We start from the raw sequence: 21,692 nt of genomic DNA, 5'->3' as shown, positions 1-21,692 counted from the left end.
ATGCTGGAAATGGACGGACTCGAACCCGCCTACGTTCGCCGACTGAGTGATGCGGCCGAGAGGGGGAGCGCACTAATGAGAGCTGCTGATGTGCTCGGGGCTGAGCGCGGCGTCCAACTCAAGGTCGACCTTGGAGATGAACTCAACCGTCGAGTCAAGGCTGCCACCCAGGCGACCGTTGACGCCCACAACGCGCAACTGCAGGCAGCAGCTGAACTGCGACAAACGGCCGCAGCCCTTAAGAGCCAAGACATGACGGGCCGAGACATTGCTCATGTCCTATGCGTCTCGCCCCAACGCGTCTCTCAGCTGCTTGCCGAGCCTGCCGCCCGACGTTAAAGAACAAGCTAAGAGGGCGCGCGGATAGGCGTGATGGTGGCACCCAGCCGCAAGACAGGCACAGGTCCTGGCGATCATGGAGTTGCGACGCTCTGTGATCATCGGAGAGATTTGCGCCTGTGCTGCCATGACCGAGCTGTCAGAGCCTCAGGTATACGGAGAAGGCCCACCACGCCACCAGGGCTGCCGTCGGGGTGGGAACGATCGACGGACACGCGATCGCGACAAACCCAAGGAAAGCCGCCCCAAGGACAGCTCCGGATTCGTCGGTCCACCCCGCCGCCGGGGCGTCGAGAGATTTTTGTGCCTGCATCACGCACGCCCGCCAACATGCCCGCGACTACGAACGGCTCATCCAGCACCCCGAATCCCTGATCGCCTGGGCCTCCATCACGTTGATGACCCGCCGCATCGCCCGCGACATAAAGCACCCAAAGGGTTAGACCACAACCCTTTCTTCAGTGACCATTACTGCCACTGAATTCATATCGATGAACTTACTCTCGTCCGGGTTCACCAACTCCTTGTAATTCTTAGACGCGAAGAAGGCGTCGTGATCCCCCCAGCTTTCAAACCAGATTTCAGTGAGGCCGTCATAGGCGGGACTCGGATACCCTTCGGCGGGTACCGGGTGGGAGACGGTGTACTTCTTCACGTACTGCCGCGCTTCCGGAATGGAGGTGAACAATGGGGCGTGGCGATTTCGGTGATGCTCAACAAATTCTTCGAAGGTCATTCCATCGATACGGTTGATCATGAAAGCGAACTTGATCACGGACTTCTCCTTTTCGTGCTCGCGGACGCGAGAGGTCGGCAACCAGATGCCCTGGCGGCGGATCGCGAGCCATGGGGTTAACCTAAACGCTCACATCGATGTCAGGGGCAAGTCGCTGTGACCCAATACACGCGAGGAGTTGAGATGCGGATCGGTGAACTGTCCGCCCGGACAGGAGCAAGCCGTCGATCACTGCGCTATTACGAGCAGCAGGGCTTGCTGGCCAGCACAAGGTCCCCCAGCGGCCAGCGGTGCTACGACGATGATCACGTCCAGCGGGTGGCGCTGGTTCAGAGATTCCTGGCCGCCGGAATGTCCAGCAGAACCATCGCTCAGATGGTCCCCTGCATGACGGAGCCCAATATGGACAGAGCCCGGGAAGCCTTGACCGCAATGAATCAGGAGCGAAATCGCCTTTCGTCCACAATAGACAGCCTGGCCGCCGCCAGAGCGGCTCTTGATCACCTGATTAGCGTAAATCGGAACTTTCTGGCGAACGTGGCGGATGACTAGGCATCGGGCTGCCTGAATTAACATTCTGGCTTTCCCCCGGTGAAATATTCCGCCCCGTGCAGTGCGCGCTTAAAATCGTTCCCTGCCTGACATCTTCCGCGATCCGCCGGGTTGGAGTCTGTAAGAGGTCAAGTGGATAGCGGTGCGGTCATGGTCGCGGTTAGTCCTCCAGCTGTAGATCGTGATCTCGCTGGTGTGGGCCGGTCCGGGAACGAGTGCGGCCACCATTGATCATCGTGAGTTGTGTGGACTGACGATGAGACGGTGGCCGCAGGTCACAGCATAGATCCCGGCCGTTGGCGGGAGACGTTCGAGGTGGCCATGGGCCGTATCGCGGGCCGGTTCGCCCGGGTCGAACCCCGGCTGCGGGCCGGGCGGTTGGTGCTGGGCCTGTTGTCGGGTCTGCCGCGCAAGAACTGCTGGACGATCGCGGAGTGGGCCGGGGAGAAGAGTCCGCCCGGCATTGCAGCATCTGCTGTGCCGGGCGTCCTGGGACGCCGATGCCGTTCGCGACGACGTGCGCGAGTACGTCGTCGGGCATCTCCACGACGCGGCCGCGGTCCTGGTCGTGGACGAGACCGGTGACGTGAAGAAGGGCACCCACACGGTCGGGGTCCAGCGCCCGTACACCGGTACCGCCGGACGGATCGAGAACTCCCAGGTCGCCGTCTATTTCGTCTACGCGGGGATGCGTGGACACGCGGCGGTGGACCGGGAGTTGTACGTCCCGCGGTCGTGGACCTCCGACCCCGAGCGGTGCCGGGCGGCCGGGCTGGGCGAGGACACCGTTTTCGTGACCAAGCCGCAGCTGGCCGCCACGATGATCGAACGGTTCCTGGACGCCGGGCACCACATCGGCTGGGTGGCCGGCGACGGGGTTTACGGTGGCAACCCGAACCTGCGGGCGGCCCTGGAAGGGCGCGGCCTGGGCTATGTCCTCGCGGTGGCCTGCTCAGCCGAAGTGACCACTGGCGCAGGGAAGTTCCGTGCCGACACGCTGGCTGGGAAGCTCCCCAAGCGGGCCTGGCAGAAACTGTCCGCCGGACGTGGCGCGAAGGGACACCGTTACTACGACTGGGCCGCCATCGACCTCACCGACGCGGCGCCGGGCCACCGGCAGTTGCTGATCCGCCGCAGCCGCAGCACCGGCGAACTCGCCTACTACCGCTGCCATTCCACCGTGCCGGCCCCGCTGCACACCCTGGTCACAACAGCCGGATCACGGTGGCGGGTGGAGGAGACCTTCCAAACCGGGAAGGGCCTGGCCGGACTCGATGAACATCAGGTCCGCACCTACCCCTCCTGGAGCCGCTGGGTCACCCTCGTCATGCTCGCCCACGCCTTCCTCACCGTCGTCCGCGCTGACGAGCACGCACGGCGCACCGGTCCCGAGGACCTGGCCCCGCTGACCTGCAACGAGATCCAGCACCTGTTCCTCACCATCGCCGTGCGGCCACTGAACAACCTCGCTCACCGGATCGGCTGGTCCGACTGGCGACGCCGCCATCAGGCACGATCACAGGCCAGCCACTACCGCCGACAAGCCGCAGCCCAGACCTGAAGATCACGATCTACACCTGGAGCACTCGCCGATCTCGCCCCTGCCTGGCACTCCACCGGAGCGCACTCGATGATGTGGAGCATGAAGCGCCGGAGCGTGCTCTCGCGTCACGGCAACGAGCGTGTAAGCCAGACCACTTCACCGTTGTCTTCCGTGGAGACGTGATCCCGCTCGAACCCGAGCTTCTCAAGGACACGGAGCGACGGTGTGTTCCACGCGCCGACGGTCGACCAGAGCCGTTTCCGCCCCGTCGCGATAGCCGCATCGAGCACCGCGCCGGCCGCCTCGGTGGCGTAGCCACACCCATGCGCGCGCTGGAACAGCTCATACGCGATTTCAGGCTCCTCCACGGTGGAGCGGCCGATGATCAGCCCGCAGTAACCGATGAAGTCGCCTTCGTCGCGGCGCTGGATGGGCAACAAGGCGATCCCCGTAGTCGCCGTCGCAGTGAGCAGCTCCGCGATGGACGTCCGGATGTGCTCAACCGTAGGGGTCCCCTTGCCGCGTTCGGAGAGGAGGGCGCAGAACTCAGCGGCGTCCGCCTCGGCCCACGGCCGCAGCATCAGCCGCTCGGTCTCAAGGTGGAACGGCATCGCCTCGTACGTACTCATGCCCCCACTTTGCCTCACGGATCATCACGATCTACAGCTGGAGTATTAAGGCGCTCGCCCCAGCGGTAAGTCGTCCATGCCTGACGGATCAGGCTGCGGATTGTGATGATCGTGTCGGCGAGGTCGAAGAAGGCGTGGATGACGGCGGCCCGGCGTTCGTAACAGCGGGCGAGGCGGTGGAAGGCGTTCTGCCAGGCGTGGGTGCGCTCGACGTGCCACCTCTGACTTGCCTGGGTCGGCGCCTTCTGGCCTTTGCGTGCGATCCGGCCGTGCAGTCCGCGCTAGTTGAGCAGCGTGCGGGTCTTGTCCGAGTCGCGAGTCGTAGCCGGCGTCCAGGTGCACGGTGACGTCGTCGGACAGGGGTACCAGGTCGTCAAGGCGGTCCAGCGTCGAGGCGAGCAGGGGTGAGTCGTGCCGGTTCGCTCCGGCCAGGGCGCGGCCCGGCGGGATGCCGTAGCCATCCGTCACGCCCGAGCGTTTCAGTCCCTGTTTCCAGCGGTCCACCGGTGAGCGTCCGGCGGCCTCGCCGCCTCCGGGTGCCTTGGTGATCGCTCCGTCGACGGCGATCTGGTCGAGGACGAGGTCGACGATCCGGTCGTGGGAGTTCAGCGCGATCTGTTTACGCCAGGTGAAGATGCCGAACCGGATCCATTCGTCGCGGCGGCTGCGGATCCTGGTGGCCGAGCAGGTCGTGTCGGCGATCGCCTGGTAGGAGCAGCCGAATCGCAGGAGCTGCAGGATCTTGTCGAAGACGATCCGGTCGCTGATGCGTGGCCGGTGGCAGCCCGGTGGATTGGGTCGGCACGTAGGCCGGTCGGTCAGGCAGCAGTGCCGCGGACTGGTCCCAGAGGGGTTCGGTCAGCCATGACGGCAGTACAGGCACAGGTCTCCGAGGTGATCACAGAGCGTCGCAACTCCGTGATCGCCAGGACCTGTGCCCGCGTTGCTGCCGGGATGCCCTACTACGCCTATCCGCGCGGCCTCTAAGCGACTTCCACCCTCCCCGGACATAACACCTAGGCCGCTCTGGCTCACTCGGCCGTCCCTCGTACTCAGCGCACCCGCCACGAACCCAGCCAGTACCCGAACCGGACCCGAGAACCTCCGCAACGTACTTGCAACGTCGCCGGTCCTAGCCTCGCGGCGAGAGCTGCCCAACGGCGGGCAGCGCTTCTCCGGGAGGCAGACCAGCATGACTCGTTACACGGCGCCCGGCACTGATGGCGCGATCGTCTCTTACCAGACGCGATACGACCACTTCATCGGCGGGGAGTACGTTCCGCCGGCGCGTGGGCAGTACTTCGAGAACCCGAGTCCGGTGAACGGGCAGCCGTTCACGGAGATCGCGCGGGGCACCGCCGAGGACGTGGAGCGCGCGCTCGACGCGGCGCACGCGGCCGCGCCCGCCTGGGGGCACACCTCGGCCGCCGCGCGCGGTGACATCCTGCTGAAGATCGCCGACCGGATGGAGGCGAACCTGGAAAAGCTGGCGGTCGCCGAGAGCTGGGAGAACGGCAAGCCGGTACGCGAGACCCTGGCCGCCGACATCCCGCTCGCCATCGACCACTTCCGCTACTTCGCGGGGGCGATCCGCGCCCAGGAGGGTTCGGCGGGCGAGTTGGACGACGACACCGTCGCGTACCACTTCCACGAGCCGCTGGGTGTCGTCGCGCAGATCATCCCGTGGAACTTCCCGATCCTGATGGCGGTCTGGAAGCTCGCACCGGCCCTCGCCGCGGGCAACGCGGTCGTCATCAAGCCCGCCGAGCAGACCCCGGCCTCCATCCACTACTGGATGAGCCTGATCGCGGACCTGCTGCCGCCGGGTGTGGTGAACATCGTCAACGGTTTCGGCGTGGAGGCGGGCAAGCCGCTGGCGTCCAGCCCGCGGGTGGCGAAGGTCGCGTTCACCGGCGAGACCACGACGGGGCGGCTGATCATGCAGTACGCCTCGGAGAACATCAAGCCGGTCACGCTGGAGCTGGGCGGCAAGTCGCCGAACATCTTCTTCGACGACGTCTGGGCCAAGAACGACGACTTCCGCGACAAGGCCCTCGAAGGCTTCACGATGTTCGCGCTCAACCAGGGCGAGGTATGCACCTGTCCGTCCCGGGCGCTGATCCAGCGCGGACACTACCGGGAGTTCCTGGAGGCGGCGGTCGCCCGCACCGAACTCATCAAGCCGGGACACCCGCTCGACACCGACACGATGATCGGCGCGCAGGCCTCCAACGACCAGTTGGAGAAGATCCTCTCCTATCTCGACATCGGCCGGCAGGAGGGCGCCAAGGTTCTCACCGGCGGCGAACGCGTCGACTACGACGGGGAGCTGAAGGGCGGTTACTACGTCCAGCCGACGATCTTCGAGGGCGACAACCGGATGCGGATCTTCCAGGAGGAGATCTTCGGTCCGGTCGTCTCGGTCACGTCCTTCGACGACTTCGACGACGCCATCAAGATCGCCAACGACACGCTGTACGGGCTCGGGGCCGGCGTGTGGACGCGCGACATCAACACCGCCTACCGCGCGGGCCGTGCCATCCAGGCGGGCCGCGTCTGGACGAACTGCTACCACGCCTACCCCGCGCACGCGGCGTTCGGCGGCTACAAGCAGTCCGGTATCGGCCGCGAGAACCACAAGATGATGCTGGACCACTATCAGCAGACGAAGAACCTGCTGGTCAGCTACTCCCCGCAGAAGCTCGGCTTCTTCTAGAGCCGCTGGGATGGATCCCACCCCACGCGTGGAGCTGACCCCCGCGGCCGCCGAACTGGTGCGGCGGCTGCGGGACATCCACGGACCGCTGATGTTCCACCAGTCCGGCGGCTGCTGCGACGGCAGCGCGCCCATGTGCTATCCGGAGGGCGAGTTCCGTACCGGCGGCTCGGACGTCCTGCTCGCCGAGTTGGCGGTGGACGGAGTCGAGGAACCGGTGACGTTCTGGATGGCGAAGAGTCAGTACGAGCTGTGGAGCCATACGCGGCTGATCGTCGATGTCGTGTCGGGCCGAGGCAGCGGCTTCTCGCTGGAAGCACCCGAAGGAGTGCGTTTTCTGACCCGTTCCCGTCTGGTCGGCGGGTAGCCACTGTCACGGACACCCGCCGTCTGATGAACTCCCCTTGAGTTCTCCGACAGTTGATGAGACATCAGAGGCATCAGGGGGCACGGTGACACGTCGTAGCGGACGTTTCAGAACAGTACTGACGGTTGTCGCGGCATCGAGTGCGCTGGCCGGTACCGCCCTTGTGGGGGCGGCGCCGGCCAGTGGCGCGCCGAGCGGCACGCGGATCGCGGCCGGCGTCCAGTACACGGAGATGGACATCACGGCCGCAAAAGGTGTGGCGCACGCACATGTGCTGACCGTCGATATGCGCGACCCACATGTGCAGGTCGATCTCATGTACCCCGGATCCGTCGCGTCCCGGGCGCCCGTCTCCCAACTTGTCGGCGCCCGAGGTGCCGTCGCGGGCGTCAACGGCGACTTCTTCAACATCACGGAAACCCAGCATCCCGGGGTCACGGCGACGGGCGCGAGCGTGGGCCCGATGATCGCGAGCGGGCGAGCCCTGAAAGCGGCGGTCCCCAACGGCCAGCGCTTCGGACCGGCGCTGCCGCCGGGGACGAGTACCGAGGACGTGCTCGGCGTGGGCGTCGACCGCAAGGCCCGGCTGGACGGCCTGACTCTCGACGGCTACGTACGCAGCTATGAGGGGAAGTGGCCGCTCGGCGGGCTCAACCAGTACGCACTGCCGGTGGGTTCGATCGGCGCGTTCACCTCGGACTGGGGAAGTGTCTCCCGGGTGCGCGCCACCTGCGGCACGGACACCGACCGGGCCGCGCCCTGTAGTGCGGACACCTATGAGGTGACGGTCCGCAAGGGCCGGGTCGTGTCGACGGCCAACACACCCGGCAGCGGGCCCATCGCCGCCGGCACGACCGTCCTGGTGGGCCGCGAGGCAGGCGCCCAGCAGCTGCGGAAGCTGTCGGCGGGCCTGTTGGTCCGGGTGGGGCACCGTCTGGTGGCGGACGCCTCCGGGATCCCGTACCGCTTCGCGCTCGGCGGCTATCCGGTGCTCGACGACGGCCTGCCGTTGCCCGGTCTCGACAACACGACCGCGGCCGTACGAACCGCCGTGGGCATCGCGGACGGCGGGCGACGTCTGTACCTGCTGGCCCTCGACGGCTCACCCGCGTACCGAAGTGGGCTCACCATCGCCGAAGTCGCCGAGGCCATGCGGAAGTTGGGCTCCGTCGATGCCTTCAGCCTCGACGGCGGCGGCTCCACCACGATGGTCGCCGAACAGCCCGGGGCGAACGCCGTCAGTGTCGTCAACCACCCCAGCGGAGGCGCCGAACGCCCGGTACCGAATGCCATCGGCGTGTTCTCAAGCCCGTGATGCAACAGCCGACAGGGCACCTCAGCGACCGCCGGGGGCTCACGGCTTGAGGCTGCTCACGATGTCCGCCGTCGCCGTGAGCCCGTCATGAATGGTCGGCGCCATGCTCGTGCTCGCCAGATAGAACCCGAGCAGCACACAGACCACGGCGTGCGAGAGCTTCAGTGCGCCGTTGCGCACGAACACCACCGCGAGGATCAGGAGCAGTACCACCACAGAGATGGAAATGGCCATCGTCAACCTCCTCCGCCACGTCGGCGCCGCGGCTTTCGGCCGCAAGTGTCGCGTAGCGGAGGGTTCGTCCGGGCGGCTGACGTGGCCCCCGAACGTGTGGTCTCTACGACCAGTCGTGCGCTCGTTCATACGTGCGCATGGGTCTGCCTGCTGCCGCGAGTTAGTGGGCGTCCAGGAACACTTCGAGGCCGGCGAGGTCGTCGGTGTTGAGGTAGTCGACGTCGGCGGCGAGGAGTTCCGTCCACAGGGCGTCCCGGGCCGGCCCCGCCAGATCGGGCGTCGCCCAGAACCGCACCTTCTGCTTGCGTGCATGCGCCGCGGCGATGATGCCACGCAGCTTCTCGCGCTCGGCGGCCGGGAAGGGGCCGTTGCCCAGCCAGGTGAAGTTGAGCGTCCAGTTGTCGCTGATCAGCGGAACGAAGGAGGCGGGCGCCGCGCTGCCGAGGTCGGCGAGCCGGCCGTCGTAGAAGGCGCGCCGCTCACTCTGGGCCTCCATGGGCGTACGGGCGGCACGGTCGCCGGAGATCACGGCCGTGACCGCACCGGGGTACACGCGGCCGTGCTTGTACGTGGTGAAGAGGTTCTTGTAGCGACGCAGATGGCGGTCGAGTTCGAGGTACGTCGAGGAGCCCTCGGTCTTGATGTCGATGAGCAGTTGCAGGGGCGTGCGGTAACCCCGGTACACCGAACCGTGATTGGCCTTCACTCGGGCGGCGAGGGGGTCGAGGTAGAGGGACTCGATGGTGCGGGTCGGGTCGAGGTCGACGGGGTCGTGGGCGACGAGGAGCTGGTCGCCGACGAGGTAGATGTCGACCTCGACGCTGCCGAAGCGGTGGTCGAGGGCGTCGAAGAGGGGGCGCGGGTGGTCGTAGTCGTTGTGCGCGTGGGCGCGCCACAGCGGCCGCGGGCGTTGCTTCCGCTCGCCCGCCAGTGCGGACGTGGCGGGCAGCGCGACCGAGCCCGCGAGGGCGGCGCCAAGGGTGGTGAGGGCTCTGCGACGGGTGGTAAAGGCCATGTCTGCCTCCCTGGAAGTGCCGTAAAGGACCCCAGCGAGTATGCGATCCACCGGCACTCAAGGAGGAGGCCCGTGCGGGGAGTTGGCCGGACTGCCTCCGTACGTTCACCTCGTCGGCCGTACGTTCGGACGCAGGCCGCACAACAGGCAAACACTTCACGGCAGGCAACGCCAAGGCCCGCCCCCGACGAGGGAGCGGGCCCGGCGGCAAAGAAGGCTTCGGTCAGGGCGCCTGAAGGTCGACCAGCCCCGCCAGCGTCTGGCGGTGTGCCCCCGCCGTGCCGTACGCGAGGGAGTCCGCCTTGGCGCGCTTGAGGTGGAGGTGGACGGGGTGCTCCCAGGTCATGCCGATGCCGCCGTGCAGTTGGAGGGCCTCCTCGGCGGCATGGACGGCGACGGGCGCCGCGTAGGCCTGAGCGAGGGCGACCGCCACGTCGAGGTCCTCGCTGCCGGTGGCGAGCGCGTCGGCGGCGTTCCGGGCGGCGGCACGGGTGTTGACGACTTCCAGCCACAGTTGCGCGAGCCGGTGCTTGAGTGCCTGGAATCCGCCGACGGGCCGGTTGAACTGCTTGCGCTCCTTCAGGTGGCGGACCGTCTCCGTCAAGCACCAGTCGGCCAGGCCGAGTTGCTCGGACACGAGCAGTCCGGCACCGGCGCGCAGGGCGCGTTGTACGGCGGGGTCGGCATCCCCGAGCAGACGACCGGACGCCCCGTCGAGGGTCACCTTCGCCACCGGCCGGGTCAGGTCCAGGGACACCTGCGCGGTGACGGTCACGGCGGAAGCGTCGACCGCGTACAGCCCGCCGTCGTCCGCGGGCACCAACAGCACGTCGGCGATGGCCGCGTCGGCGATGCCGGTCAGCTCCCCGTGCAGGGCGCCGTTTTCATGCCGGACGACCTTGTAGGCGCCGCCGGGCGGCACGGACAGGGCGACGGAGAGCGCACCCACAGTCCGTCCGGACGCCAGCGCGCCCAGCAGCTCCGCGGCCTCCTTGCCCTCGCAGGTGAGCAGCGCCTCCGTGGCGACGACGGCACTGGTCAGATACGGCACGGGCGCGACCGCGCGGCCCAACTCCTCCAGTACCACGGCGACTTCGCGGTGCGTGGCGCCCTGGCCGCCCTGCGATTCGGGCACCAGGAGACCGGCGAGGCCCATCCCGTCGGAGAGCGCCTTCCACAGGTCGCGGTCGTGCGGCGCGTCGGACTCCGTGCGCGCGATGACGCTCGCCGCGTCGCAGTGGTCCGTGAGGAGGTCGCGAACGGCGGCCCGCAGCGCCTCTTCCTCCTCCGAGTACAGCAAGTCCGCGTACAACAAGTCGCTCATCGCGCCAGGTCCTTCCATGCGACGTCCTTGTCGGTGCGCGGCTCGGAGGGCAGGCCCAGCACGCGTTCGGCGACGATGTTGAGCAGGACCTCGCTGGTCCCGCCCTCGATGCTGTTGCCCTTGGAGCGGAGGTAGCGGTATCCGGCGTCGCGGCCGGTGAAGTCGACCAGCTCGGGTCGGCGCATGGTCCAGTCGTCGTACAACAGGCCTTCCTCACCGAGGAGTTCGACCTCCAGGCCGCTGATCTCCTGGTTGAGGTGGGCGAAGGCGAGCTTCAGCCCGGAGCCCTCGGGGCCGGGCTGCCCCGCGACGAGCTGCTGGCGCACCCGCTCGCCGGTGAGGCGGGCGACCTCGGCCTCGACCCACAGCTTCAGCAGCCGCTGGTGGAGGTCGTGGGTACGCAGTTCGGGGCGTTCGCGCCAGGTCCTGGAGACCGGCCCGATCATGCCGCCCTCGCGCGGGATGCGCATGCCGCCGATGGAGACGCGTTCGTTCATGAGCGTGGTCTGCGCGACCCGCCAGCCGTCGCCGACCTCGCCGAGGCGGTGTGCGTCCGGGATGCGTACGTCGGTGAGGAAGACCTCGTTGAACTCGGCCTCGCCGGTGATCTGGCGCAGTGGCCGGACCTCGACGCCCGGGTCGGTCATGTCGCAGATGAAGTACGTGATGCCGCGGTGTTTGGGCAGGTCCGGGTCGGTGCGGGCGATGAGGATCGCCCAGCGGGCCAGGTGGGCGCTGGACGTCCACACCTTCTGCCCGTTGACCACCCAGCTGTCGCCCTCGCGGACCGCGCGCGTGCCGAGCGCGGCGAGGTCGGAACCGGCGCCCGGCTCGCTGAAGAGCTGGCACCAGACCTCGTCCCCGACCCAGAGCGGGCGCAGGAAACGCCTCTTCTGCTCCTCCGTGCCGTACCCGAGGATCGTCGGCGCGGCCATGCCGAGGCCGATACCGATGCGCCGGGGATCGTTGTCGGGCGCGCCCGCGGCCTCCAACTCGGCGTCCACGACGACCTGGAGTGTGCGCGGGGCGCCGAGTCCGCCGAGCCCCTCGGGGTAGTGCACCCAGGCCAGTCCGGCATCGAAGCGGGCCCTGAGGAAGTCCAGCCGGTCCGTCGAGAGCGGCGGGTGTGCGGTCAGCAACTCCTGTGTGCGGCGGCGCAGTTCGGCGGCGTCGGTCATGCGGCTGCTCCGTTCCCGAGCGCGGGGACCACGACGACGCGGCCCGTCGTGACGCCGTCGGCGACCCGCCGCACGGCCGCCGCGGCGCCGCCGAGCGGCACGCGTTCGCTCACCAGCGGCTTGATCGCACCCTGCGCGGCGAGCTCGGTGAGCCGCTCGTTGCACTGCTGGACGAGCTTCGGGTTCTTGGTGTTGTAGAGGCCCCAGTGCAGGCCGAGGATCGAGTAGTTCTTCACGAGGGCGTGGTTGAGCGCCGGGCTCGGAATGCTGCCGCTCGCAAAGCCCACGACGACGATCCGGCCCTCGAAGGCCACGACCTTGGTGGACTGGGCGTAGGCCTCGCCACCGACGGGGTCGTAGATCACGTCGGCGCCCCGGCCGCCGGTGGCTTCCTTCACGGCGCCGATGACGTCCTCGGCGCGCCGGTCGATGACGACGTCGCATCCCAGCTCGCGGGCGACGGCGGCCTTGTCGGCCCCGCCGACGACGCCGATGACTGTGGCACCGGCGGCCTTGCCGAGCTGCACGGCGGCGCTGCCGACGCCTCCGGCCGCCGCGTGCACGAGGAGCGTCTCGCCCGCTTCAAGGCCGGCACGCCGGTGCAGACCGAACCAGCCCGTCTGGTACCCGATGTGCAGAGCCGCCGCCTCTGCGTCGTCGAGAGCCTCGGGCGCGGGCAGCAGGCCGGCGGCATCCGCGACGGCGTACTCGGCGAAACCGCCGTACGGCAGCGCGGGGTTGGCGAGTACGCGGCGGCCGTCCTCCGTCTCGCCGCAGATCTCCACACCCGGCGTGAACGGCAGCGGCGGCCTGACCTGGTAGTGACCGCGGCACATCAGCGCGTCCGGGAAGTTGATGTTCGCCGCGCGCACCTTGAGCAGGACCTGGCCCTCGGCGGGCACCGGCCGCTCCACGTCTTCGAGGCGCATCGCCTCACCCGGCTCGCCGTTCTGGTGCACTTGCCATGCCTGCATGCGGAGCCTCCACGGACTTCTTCGTCTGACCGGGGTCTCTCGCATACTAAGCGGTCGCTTGCCGATCGGGGAACAGTCGCGTGCATCACGACCGGCTGGGCCGCGCCCTGACATGCATCCGCTCCCCCTGCGGACCGAACAGACTCAGGAACTCCACGGGCCCCTCGCCCGTCGACCCGAACCAGTGCGGTACGCGGGTGTCGAACTCGGCGGCCTCCCCCGGACCCAGTACGACGTCGTGCTCGCCGAGCACGAGCCGCAGCCGCCCGGAGAGCACGTACAGCCACTCGTAGCCCTCATGGGTCCGCGGGTCGGGCTCCATCCTGCGCACGGGTTCGAGGACCTTGAAGGCCTGGAGCCCGCCGGGCTGCCGGGTGAGCGGCCAGTGCGTACGCCCGTGCTGCACGATCGCCTTGGAGCGGACCCTCGGATCACTCACCGGTGGCGCTCCGACCAACTCGTCCAGCGCCACCTGATGGGCTCGGGCGATGGGCAGCAACAGCTCCAGGCTGGGCTTGCGCAGCCCGGACTCCAGCCGCGAGAGCGTGCTCACCGAGATGCCGGTCACCTCGGACAGCCCCGCGAGCGTCGCCCCCCGCTCCTTCCGGATCCGCCGCAGCCGCGGCCCGACCTCGGCCAGCACCTCATCCGTCTGCGAGTCCTCGTTCGCGCCCATCTCACTCCTACCCGTGTCACCCATCCTCCTATTGCAGAATCGGCAAAGCCATTTGTCAATACTGTCACCTTCGAGGGACCTTCTCCATGGAGGTGGTCACCATGACCGAGAGGTACGAAGCGATCGTCATCGGCGGCGGCTCGGCAGGACTGTCGGCCGCGCTCGTCCTGGGGCGCGCCCGGCGCTCCACCCTGGTCGTCGACGCGGGCGAGCCGCGCAACGCACCCGCAGCGCACATGCAGGGCTATCTGACGCGGGACGGCATGCCGCCCGGGGAGTTCCTCGCCGAGGGCCGGCGGGAGATCGAGCGGTACGGCGTGGAACTGGTCGCGGGCCGTGTGGTGGACGTGGTCCGGGACGAAGCCGGGGAGTTCGACGTGACCCTGGTGGAAGGGCCGACCGTGCACGCACGACGGCTGGTCGTCGCCACCGGCCTGGCCGACGAGCTGCCGTCGGTGCCGGGTGTCGCCGAGCGGTTCGGGCGGGACGTCGTGCACTGTCCGTACTGCCACGGCTGGGAGGTCCGTGACCAGGCCTTCGGGGTGCTGGCCACCACTCCGATGAGCGTGCACCAGGCGCTGATGGTGAGCCAGTGGTCGAAGGACGTGACCCTGTTCCTGCACACGGTCGCCGAGGCCGAACTGACCGACGACGACCTACGTCGGCTCGCCGCGGCCGGGGTCTCCGTGGTGCCCGGCGAGGTCGCGGGGCTGGTCATCGACGACGACCGGCTCACCGGGGTGAGGCTCGCGGACGGCACGGTCCACGCCCGCTCGGTGGTGTTCGTCGCGGCCCGCGCGGTCCCGCACACCGGTCTGCTGGAGCGACTGGGCGCCGAGCTGCGGGAAACCCCGTTCGGCGCGTATCCCGTGGTCGACGAGACCGGGCGGACGACGGTCCCCGGCGTATGGGCGGCGGGCAACGCGATGGGGTTCGCGGAGCTGGTCGTCAACGCGGCGAGCGGCGGCTACCGAGCGGGCGCCACGATCAACGGCGACCTGCTCTTCGCGGACCTCGACGCGACCGTGCGGGCGTAGAGACGTAAAGCAGCCCCGCCGGTGTGGAGCAGCCGCGCGCGTGTAAAGCAGCCCGCCGGTGCAGTGGGCAGAGCAGGCGCGCAGGTGTAGATCGGTCTCCCCCGTAGCACCATGGCTGCATGCTGCTGAGCCGGCTCGCCCACGTGTCCCAGGAGGTCGCCGCGACCTCGGCGCGGTCCCGGAAGACCGCTCTGCTCGCCGAGCTCTTCCGGGACGCCGAGGCGGACGACGTGCCGGTCGTGATCCCGTATCTGGCGGGCCGCCTGCCACAGGGACGGCTCGGCATCGGCTGGAAGGTCCTCAGTACGCCCGTCTCCCCCGCGCCGGAAGCGACCCTGACCGTCCGCGAGGTGGACGCCCGGCTCACCGAACTCGGCGGTGTCTCCGGTGCCGGATCACAGGCCGAACGCGGGCGCCTGGTGGGCGAGTTGATGGCGGCGGCCACCGAGGACGAGCAGCGCTTCCTGTTCGGGCTGCTCACCGGCGAGGTGCGGCAGGGCGCGCTGGACGCGGTGGCGGTCGAGGGGCTCGCCCAGGCGACCGGCACGCCCGCCGCGGACGTACGACGGGCGGTGATGCTCGCCGGATCGCTACAGACGGTGGCGCAGGCGCTGCTCTCCGACGGCCCGGCGGCGCTGGACGGCTTCCGGCTCACCGTCGGCCGCCCGGTGCTGCCGATGCTGGCGCACACCGCCGCTTCGGTGTCCGAGGCGGTCGACAAGCTCGGCGCCTGCGCGGTCGAGGAGAAGCTCGACGGCATCCGCGTGCAGGTCCACCGCGACGGCGACGACGTACGGGTCTACACCCGCACCCTCGACGACATCACCGACCGCCTGCCCGAGCTCACCGCGGCCGCGCTTGAGTTGAAGCAGACCAGGTTCATCCTGGACGGCGAGGTCATCGCCCTGGACGGCGACGGGGTGCCGCGGTCCTTCCAGGAGATCGCCGGGCGGGTGGGCTCGCGCGTGGACGTGGCCACGGCCGCCGCCGCGGTGCCCGTCTCCCCGGTCTTCTTCGACGCGCTGTCCGTGGACGGGCGCGATCTGCTGGACCTGCCGTTCACCGAGCGGCACGCGGAGCTGGCGCGGCTGGTGCCCGAGCCGATGCGGGTGCGGCGCACGCTCGCGGCAGGTCCCGAAGACCTCGCCGCGGCGGAGAAGTTCCTCGTGGACACCCTCGCCCGTGGCCACGAGGGCGTCGTCTGCAAGGCCCTGGACGCCCCCTACAGCGCGGGCCGGCGCGGTGCCTCCTGGCTCAAGGTCAAACCCGTACACACCCTTGACCTGGTGGTTCTCGCGGCCGAGTGGGGCCACGGGCGGCGCACCGGGAAGCTGTCCAACCTGCATCTGGGCGCGCGGAACGAGGACGGGTCCTTCGCCATGCTGGGCAAGACCTTCAAAGGCATGACCGACGCGATGCTGACCTGGCAGACGGAGCGTCTGAGGGAGCTGGCCGTCGAGGACAACGGCCACGTCGTGACCGTACGACCGGAACTCGTCGTCGAGATCGCGTACGACGGTCTGCAGAAGTCCACCCGCTACCCGGCCGGCGTGACCCTCCGCTTCGCCCGCGTGGTGCGCTACCGCGAGGACAAGACCCCGGCCGAGGCCGACACGGTCGAGACGCTGCTCGCCGCGCATCCCGAGGTGACCCGGTGAGTACAGGCAGGCGCAGCGCCGGACTGCTGTTGTTCCGGCACACGGACCATGGCCTTGAGGTGTTGCTCGGCCATATGGGCGGCCCCTTCTTCGCACGGCGGGACGCAGGCGCCTGGACCGTGCCCAAGGGTGAGTACGAGCCCGACGAGACCGCCTGGGAGGCCGCGCGCCGCGAGTTCCAGGAGGAGCTGGGGCTGCCGCCGCCCGACGGCGAGGCCGTGCCGCTCGGCGAGGTCCGGCAGACCGGCGGCAAGGCCGTCACCGCCTGGGCGATCGAGGCCGAGCTCGACCCGGCGACCGTGGTCCCCGGCACCTTCGAGATGGAGTGGCCGCCGAAGTCGGGCCGCAGACAGGAGTTCCCCGAGCTGGACCGGGTGGAGTGGCTGGGCCTGGAGCAGGCCAGGGCTCTGATCGTGAAAGCGCAGGCGGAGTTTCTGGAGCGGCTGGCGGAGCACACGGGGTGAGGGCCGGTGTCCGCACCGGCCCGCCAGTGAATCCTCCACGTTGCGCCGCACCCCGCCGCGCGGGAGGGTCGAAGAACAGCCAGCTTCAGGAGGTCGGCATGCCCATCGCGACGGTGAACCCGGCGAACGGCGAGACGCTCAAGACGTACGACGCCCTCGGCGCAGAGGAGATCGAGCGCAGGCTCGCGACCGCCGAGGCCGCGTTCCGTGTGCATCGCAGCACGTCCATCGCCGAGCGGGCGCGCCTGCTCCACAAGGCCGCCGACCTGCTCGACGCGGACCAGCAGGACATCGGCCGGGTGATGACCACCGAGATGGGCAAGCCGGTCAGGCAGGCCCGCGCGGAGGCCGCGAAGTGCGCGAAGGCGATGCACTGGTACGCCGACCACGCCGAGGAACTCCTCGCCGACGAGGAGCCCGCCGAGTCCGACGCCAAGGACTCCGGAGCCTCCCGGGTGATCGTGCGCTACCGCCCGCTGGGCCCGGTGCTCGCCGTCATGCCGTGGAACTTCCCGCTCTGGCAGGTCGTCCGGTTCGCCGCGCCCGCACTGATGGCGGGCAACGTGGGCCTGCTCAAGCACGCCTCGAACGTGCCGCAGACCGCCCTCTACCTGGAGGACCTCTTCCTGCGCGCGGGCTTCCCCGAGGGCTGTTTCCAGACGCTGCTCATCGGCTCCGGCGCCGTCGAGGACATCCTGCGCGACCCGCGCGTCAAGGCGGCCACGCTCACCGGGAGTGAACCGGCAGGGCGTGCGGTGGCCGCCGTCGCCGGGGACGAGGTCAAGAAGACGGTGCTGGAGCTGGGCGGCAGCGATCCCTACGTCGTCATGCCGTCGGCCGACATCGACCGGGCCGCGAAGACTGCGGTGACGGCACGTGTGCAGAACAACGGGCAGTCGTGCATCGCCGCCAAGCGGTTCATCGTGCACACGGACGTGTTCGACGCCTTCGCCGAGCGCTTCACGGTGGGCATGAAGGCCCTGAAGGTCGGTGACCCGCTCGACGAGGACACCGACGTCGGGCCGGTCTCCACCGAGCAGGGCCGCAGCGACCTGGAGGAACTGGTCGACGACGCGGTCGAGGCCGGCGCGACGGTCCTGTGCGGCGCGGAACGCCCCGAGGGACCCGGCTGGTACTACACGCCGACGATCCTCACCGACATCACGCCCGAGATGCGCATCCACCAGGAGGAGACCTTCGGGCCGGTGGCAACGCTCTACCGCGTGGCCGATCTGGACGAGGCGGTGGCCCTCGCCAACGACACGCCCTTCGGGCTCAGTTCGAATGTGTGGACGCGCGACGAGACCGAGTTGGACCGGTTCGTCCGTGATCTGGAGGCGGGTGGCGTGTTCGTCAACGGGATGACGGCGTCCCATCCCGCGTTCCCGTTCGGCGGGGTGAAGCGGTCCGGCTACGGGCGTGAACTCTCGGGGCACGGAATCCGCGAGTTCTGCAACATCACCACCGTATGGCACGGAGCGTGAGCGTTCCGCGGTTACGATCCCCTCTGTGAACCGCGAAGTGACCCTGCCTCTGATCGTCGACGACCGCGGCACGTTGCAGGTGGCGGCCGCCGACGTCAGCAAACTGCTGCGCACGGTGGGCGGCCGATGGCTGCATCTGGTGGAGGCGGGCCAGGACGGCCTCGACGAGGACACGGTGGCGGCGCTCACGATCGAACTCGCCAAGCTCGCCGACCGCATCGACGTGGCCTGCATCGCGCACAGCAGCGGGACGACGTCCGACTGACCACCCCGCATCGACACGGCGCCAGTTGACGATGCGTCAGCCCGGTCGCACGTCGAGCTCCCACAGGGCGTGCCAGAACTTCTCCTCGCAGCCCTGCAGCAGGCGGCCGTACCGGAGCACCTCGCCCTCGTCGACCCGTCCCGCGTCCAGCCCGGCCTGTACGGCGGACAGCGCCAGGCGCTCCAGCTCCGGTGCGGGCCCGGCGAAGAAGTCGAAGAAGCCACAGGCCTCGTCGTCGAAGCCGTAGTGGCCACGCAGGGCCTCCGCGATCCTCGCGCAATAGTCGCCCCACGCCGCGAAGTTGGCGCTCAGCGCGAGCACCACGTCGGCCGGTGAGCCGTTGAGTGCCAGCCAGGCGACATAGGCGGGATAGGCCTGGCAGTCCGCGAGCGGCTCGTACGCGGCGGCCCGTGTCTCGTCGCCCCGCACGCGGCGGCGTACGCGCCCAGCCTGTCCTGGGCCAGCGCCTCGCCCTCCGCGAGCGCGGCGAAGAAGGCGGCGCTCTCGGACCCGGCGTCCGGCCGTTGCGCCAGATGCAGGAACGCGCGGCGGTCCGCGGCGATCACATGGCGCTGTTCGAGGGCGAGGGCGGCGAGTGTGGAGCGCTGCGCCGCGCCTCGGGCGATCAGCGGCAGCAGGCGGTTGGCGTGGGGGTCGGGGGCGAGCTTCCCGGTGGCGCTTTTCCGCAGGTCAGTGGCCGTCCGTGTCATCGTGCGTCCCTTCGGTTCGACGGTCTTTGAGCTCCTTCGACCAGGGTCCCACTCATGAGGGCTTGTCCCCGATCTGGAGTAATCCGACGAGATATCCGCGCCCTGCCGGGTGATCGTGGGTGAACCACCCTTCCGCCGGGGGACGAACGGTTCCCCGGAAGGCGAAAGTAGGCGCTTCCTCATGGCGACTTTGTGCAGACCCGCGGTCTCAGTCCCCGAGTACGTGATCACAATGGAGGAGACGCTGGAGCTGGCACGCTCCCGTCACGCCGACCACCCCCAACTCCCGCTGGCCCTGCGGCTGATCGAGAACACCGGCGTTCGTACCCGGCACATCGTGCAGCCCATCGAGGAAACCCTCAAGCACCCGGGCTTCGAGGACCGCAACAGGGTCTACGGCAACGAGGCGAAGGCCCGCGTCCCCGCCGTCGTACAGCGGGCGCTGGACGACGCCGAGCTCCTCACCACCGACATCGACGTGATCATCTACGTGTCGTGCACCGGGTTCATGATGCCCTCACTCACGGCCTGGCTGATCAACGCGATGGACTTCAGCAGCGACACCCGGCAGATACCCATAGCCCAGCTGGGCTGCGCGGCGGGCGGCGCCGCGGTCAACCGGGCGCACGACTTCTGCACGGCCTACCCCGAGGCCAACGCACTCATCGTCGCCTGCGAGTTCTGCTCGCTCTGCTACCAGCCCACCGACCTGGGCGTCGGCTCACTGCTCTGCAACGGGCTGTTCGGCGACGGCATCGCCGCCGCGGTCGTCCGCGGCAAGGGCGGCACCGGCATCACCCTGGAGCGCAACGCCTCGTACCTGATCCCCAAGACCGAGGACTGGATCATGTACGACGTCCGCGCCACCGGCTTCCACTTCCTGCTGGACAAGCGGGTGCCGGCCACGATGGAGCCGCTCGCCCCGGCGCTCCACAACCTCGCGCGCCAGCACGGCTGGAACGCCTCCGACCTGGACTTCTACATCATCCACGCGGGCGGCCCGAGGATCCTGGACGACCTCAGCAAGTTCCTTGAGGTCCCGCCGGAGGCCTTCAGGTTCAGCCGGGCGACCCTCACCGAGTACGGGAACATCGCCAGCGCCGTCGTCCTGGACGCGCTGCGCCGACTGTTCGACGAGGGCGGCGCGGAGCACGCTGCGCGCGGAATGCTGGCCGGCTTCGGCCCCGGTATCACCGCGGAGATGTCTCTTGGCCGCTGGAACAACGGGAACGACACAAACACCGAAACGACGTGACCCGGATGACCGAGAAGACGATCACCGAGCCCCTGCCGCCCGTACGCCACTGGCCGGCGCTCAATCTGACCGGCGTGGACTTCGACCCGGTCCTGACCGAGCTGATGCGCGAGGGCCCGGTCACCCGGATCCAGCTGCCCAACGGCGACGGCTGGGCCTGGCTGGTGACACGGCACGACGATGTCCGCATGGTGACCAACGACGCCCGCTTCAGCCGTGAGGCCGTCATGGGGCGGCAGGTCACCCGGCTCGCCCCGCACTTCATCCCCTCCGCGGGCGCGGTGGGCTTCCTCGACCCGCCCGACCACACGCGGCTGCGCCGCTCGGTGGCCGCGGCCTTCACGGCGCGCGGGGTGGAGCGGCTGCGCGACAGTGCCCGGCGGATGCTCGACGAACTCGTCGACGAGATGCTGGATGCCGGTCCGACCGCCGATCTCACCGAGGCGATCCTGAGCCCCTTCCCCATCGCCGTCATCTGCGAGCTGATGGGCGTCCCGGCCGCCGACCGGCACAGCATGCACATCTGGACCCAGCTGATCCTTTCCTCCTCACACGGCGCGGAGGTCAGCGAGAAGGCCAAGAACGAGATGGGCGCGTACTTCACGAAGCTCATCGGCGAGCGTGCCGGCAGCACGGGCGAGGACGTCGGTTCGCTGCTCGGCGCGGCCGTGGGCCGGGAAGAGATCACCATGGACGAGGCCGTCGGTCTCGCGGTGCTCCTCCAGATCGGCGGCGAGGCGGTCACCAACAACAGCGGGCAGATGTTCTACATCCTGATGACCCGCCCCAAGCTGGCCGACCAGCTCCGCGCCGATCCGGCGATCCGCCCCCAGGCCATCGACGAGCTGCTGCGCTACATCCCGCACCGCAGCGCCGTCGGTCTCTCCCGGATCGCCATGGAGGACGTCGAGATCAGCGGCGTACGGATCCGGGAGGGGGACGCGGTGTACGTGTCGTACCTGGCCGCCAACCGCGACCCGAAGGTCTTCCCGGACCCCGAGATGATCGACTTCTCGCGCAACCCGAACCCGCATGTGTCGTTCGGCTTCGGCCCGCACTACTGCCCGGGCGGAATGCTCGCCAGGCTGGAGTCCGAGCTGATGGTCGACGCGCTCCTTGACCGGGTACCGGGGCTGCGGCTCGCGGTACCGCCGGAGCAGGTCCCCTTCAGGAAGGGCGCGTTGATCCGTGGACCCGAAGCCCTGCCCGTGACGTGGTGAG

The 21,692-nt window shown here is 69.0% G+C and carries 21 protein-coding genes and 4 pseudogenes; 14 read left to right on the top strand and 11 right to left on the bottom strand.

All coding sequences use genetic code 11. The features are described from left to right. Nucleotides 1–72: 72 nt before the first annotated feature. Nucleotides 73–276 (bottom strand): hypothetical protein, encoded by a 204-nt coding sequence (locus ACIPC1_RS33745; protein ID WP_402523995.1) that lies wholly within the window; start codon nucleotides 274–276, stop codon nucleotides 73–75. Between the two features lie 301 nt (nucleotides 277–577). On the opposite strand from ACIPC1_RS33745, the pseudogene ACIPC1_RS33740 reads away from it, so the two are divergent. Continuing rightward, nucleotides 578–758: pseudogene (locus ACIPC1_RS33740) on the top strand (IS5/IS1182 family transposase); the annotation flags it as partial. 20 nt (nucleotides 759–778) lie between these two features. On the opposite strand, the gene ACIPC1_RS33735 reads toward ACIPC1_RS33740, so the two are convergent. Continuing rightward, a complete protein-coding gene (locus ACIPC1_RS33735) occupies nucleotides 779–1,114 on the bottom strand; it encodes an EthD domain-containing protein (RefSeq protein ID WP_402523993.1) in 336 nt (111 codons plus the stop codon). Between the two features lie 144 nt (nucleotides 1,115–1,258). Here ACIPC1_RS33735 and ACIPC1_RS33730 point away from each other — a divergent pair, with 144 nt between their 5' ends. Both ACIPC1_RS33730 and ACIPC1_RS33725 read left to right on the top strand, forming a co-directional pair. Next, entirely contained in the window at nucleotides 1,259–1,627 is a 369-nt protein-coding gene (locus tag ACIPC1_RS33730) for a MerR family transcriptional regulator (protein ID WP_402523991.1), read from the top strand. A 321-nt stretch (nucleotides 1,628–1,948) separates the two neighbouring features. After that, nucleotides 1,949–3,188: pseudogene (locus tag ACIPC1_RS33725) on the top strand (IS701 family transposase). Between the two features lie 107 nt (nucleotides 3,189–3,295). On the opposite strand, the gene ACIPC1_RS33720 reads toward ACIPC1_RS33725, so the two are convergent. Both ACIPC1_RS33720 and ACIPC1_RS33715 read right to left on the bottom strand, forming a co-directional pair. Then, on the bottom strand, nucleotides 3,296–3,799 hold the full coding sequence (locus tag ACIPC1_RS33720) for a GNAT family N-acetyltransferase (protein WP_402523988.1): 504 nt from the start codon (nucleotides 3,797–3,799) through the stop codon (nucleotides 3,296–3,298). A gap of 14 nt (nucleotides 3,800–3,813) precedes the next feature. Continuing rightward, a pseudogene (locus ACIPC1_RS33715) lies at nucleotides 3,814–4,682 on the bottom strand (IS5 family transposase). Between ACIPC1_RS33715 and ACIPC1_RS33710 the strand changes: the two are divergent. The 4 genes from ACIPC1_RS33710 to ACIPC1_RS33695 all read left to right on the top strand — a co-directional run bounded on the left by ACIPC1_RS33710 (nucleotide 4,664) and on the right by ACIPC1_RS33695 (nucleotide 8,197). Next, the gene (locus ACIPC1_RS33710) at nucleotides 4,664–4,786 is read left to right on the top strand and encodes a hypothetical protein (protein WP_402523984.1); all 123 of its coding nucleotides are present in this window, start codon (nucleotides 4,664–4,666) and stop codon (nucleotides 4,784–4,786) included. The pseudogene ACIPC1_RS33715 and the gene ACIPC1_RS33710 sit on opposite strands and share 19 nt — an antisense overlap. Before the next feature lie 205 nt (nucleotides 4,787–4,991). Then, on the top strand, nucleotides 4,992–6,515 hold the full coding sequence (gene adh, locus ACIPC1_RS33705) for an aldehyde dehydrogenase (protein WP_402523981.1): 1,524 nt from the start codon (nucleotides 4,992–4,994) through the stop codon (nucleotides 6,513–6,515). 10 nt (nucleotides 6,516–6,525) lie between these two features. Continuing rightward, a complete protein-coding gene (locus ACIPC1_RS33700; protein WP_402523979.1) occupies nucleotides 6,526–6,882 on the top strand; it encodes a DUF779 domain-containing protein in 357 nt (118 codons plus the stop codon). Between the two features lie 85 nt (nucleotides 6,883–6,967). Continuing rightward, nucleotides 6,968–8,197, top strand: coding sequence for a phosphodiester glycosidase family protein (locus ACIPC1_RS33695; protein WP_402523976.1), 1,230 nt, complete (start codon nucleotides 6,968–6,970; stop codon nucleotides 8,195–8,197). 39 nt (nucleotides 8,198–8,236) lie between these two features. Here ACIPC1_RS33695 and ACIPC1_RS33690 read toward each other — a convergent pair whose 3' ends face one another. From ACIPC1_RS33690 to ACIPC1_RS33665, 6 genes are all read right to left on the bottom strand, one after another. Further along, nucleotides 8,237–8,431: a hypothetical protein gene (locus ACIPC1_RS33690; RefSeq protein WP_365440206.1), complete on the bottom strand. Its 195-nt coding sequence runs from the start codon at nucleotides 8,429–8,431 to the stop codon at nucleotides 8,237–8,239. A gap of 160 nt (nucleotides 8,432–8,591) precedes the next feature. After that, nucleotides 8,592–9,446, bottom strand: coding sequence for a phosphatidylinositol-specific phospholipase C/glycerophosphodiester phosphodiesterase family protein (locus ACIPC1_RS33685; RefSeq protein ID WP_402523974.1), 855 nt, complete (start codon nucleotides 9,444–9,446; stop codon nucleotides 8,592–8,594). A gap of 223 nt (nucleotides 9,447–9,669) precedes the next feature. Continuing rightward, complete coding sequence (locus ACIPC1_RS33680; protein WP_402523971.1) at nucleotides 9,670–10,770, bottom strand: acyl-CoA dehydrogenase family protein; 1,101 nt, start codon at nucleotides 10,768–10,770, stop codon at nucleotides 9,670–9,672. After that, entirely contained in the window at nucleotides 10,767–11,948 is a 1,182-nt protein-coding gene (locus ACIPC1_RS33675; RefSeq protein WP_402523968.1) for an acyl-CoA dehydrogenase family protein, read from the bottom strand. The genes ACIPC1_RS33680 and ACIPC1_RS33675 overlap by 4 nt, the downstream gene beginning before the upstream one ends. Next, complete coding sequence (locus ACIPC1_RS33670) at nucleotides 11,945–12,922, bottom strand: NADPH:quinone oxidoreductase family protein (RefSeq protein ID WP_402523966.1); 978 nt, start codon at nucleotides 12,920–12,922, stop codon at nucleotides 11,945–11,947. The genes ACIPC1_RS33675 and ACIPC1_RS33670 overlap by 4 nt, the downstream gene beginning before the upstream one ends. Nucleotides 12,923–13,007: 85 nt before the next feature. Next, complete coding sequence (locus ACIPC1_RS33665) at nucleotides 13,008–13,622, bottom strand: helix-turn-helix domain-containing protein (RefSeq protein ID WP_402523963.1); 615 nt, start codon at nucleotides 13,620–13,622, stop codon at nucleotides 13,008–13,010. 77 nt (nucleotides 13,623–13,699) lie between these two features. Here ACIPC1_RS33665 and ACIPC1_RS33660 point away from each other — a divergent pair, with 77 nt between their 5' ends. From ACIPC1_RS33660 to ACIPC1_RS33640, 5 genes are all read left to right on the top strand, one after another. Continuing rightward, nucleotides 13,700–14,635: an NAD(P)/FAD-dependent oxidoreductase gene (locus tag ACIPC1_RS33660; RefSeq protein ID WP_402523960.1), complete on the top strand. Its 936-nt coding sequence runs from the start codon at nucleotides 13,700–13,702 to the stop codon at nucleotides 14,633–14,635. 119 nt (nucleotides 14,636–14,754) lie between these two features. Further along, nucleotides 14,755–16,293 carry an ATP-dependent DNA ligase gene (locus ACIPC1_RS33655; RefSeq protein ID WP_402523958.1) on the top strand — a complete coding sequence of 513 codons (1,539 nt, stop codon included), beginning with the start codon at nucleotides 14,755–14,757 and terminating at the stop codon, nucleotides 16,291–16,293. Continuing rightward, a complete protein-coding gene (locus tag ACIPC1_RS33650; protein ID WP_402523956.1) occupies nucleotides 16,290–16,757 on the top strand; it encodes an NUDIX domain-containing protein in 468 nt (155 codons plus the stop codon). The genes ACIPC1_RS33655 and ACIPC1_RS33650 overlap by 4 nt, the downstream gene beginning before the upstream one ends. A 98-nt stretch (nucleotides 16,758–16,855) precedes the next feature. Beyond that, nucleotides 16,856–18,241 (top strand): NADP-dependent succinic semialdehyde dehydrogenase, encoded by a 1,386-nt coding sequence (locus ACIPC1_RS33645; RefSeq protein ID WP_402523953.1) that lies wholly within the window; start codon nucleotides 16,856–16,858, stop codon nucleotides 18,239–18,241. Nucleotides 18,242–18,266: 25 nt separating this feature from the next. Next, a complete protein-coding gene (locus ACIPC1_RS33640) occupies nucleotides 18,267–18,506 on the top strand; it encodes a DUF6213 family protein (RefSeq protein WP_266468554.1) in 240 nt (79 codons plus the stop codon). A 36-nt stretch (nucleotides 18,507–18,542) separates the two neighbouring features. Here the strand turns inward: ACIPC1_RS33640 and ACIPC1_RS33635 are convergent. Continuing rightward, nucleotides 18,543–19,216, bottom strand: a pseudogene (locus ACIPC1_RS33635) (transcriptional regulator). Between the two features lie 181 nt (nucleotides 19,217–19,397). Between ACIPC1_RS33635 and ACIPC1_RS33630 the strand changes: the two are divergent. Then, on the top strand, nucleotides 19,398–20,471 hold the full coding sequence (locus tag ACIPC1_RS33630; protein WP_402523950.1) for a type III polyketide synthase: 1,074 nt from the start codon (nucleotides 19,398–19,400) through the stop codon (nucleotides 20,469–20,471). Between the two features lie 5 nt (nucleotides 20,472–20,476). Next, the gene (locus ACIPC1_RS33625; RefSeq protein WP_402523948.1) at nucleotides 20,477–21,691 is read left to right on the top strand and encodes a cytochrome P450; all 1,215 of its coding nucleotides are present in this window, start codon (nucleotides 20,477–20,479) and stop codon (nucleotides 21,689–21,691) included. Nucleotide 21,692 lies beyond the last annotated feature (1 nt).

Origin of the sequence: Streptomyces sp. NPDC087263, assembly GCF_044744645.1 — a bacterium.
Lineage (GTDB): Bacteria > Actinomycetota > Actinomycetes > Streptomycetales > Streptomycetaceae > Streptomyces.
This window is presented reverse-complemented; position numbering and strand designations above follow the sequence as displayed.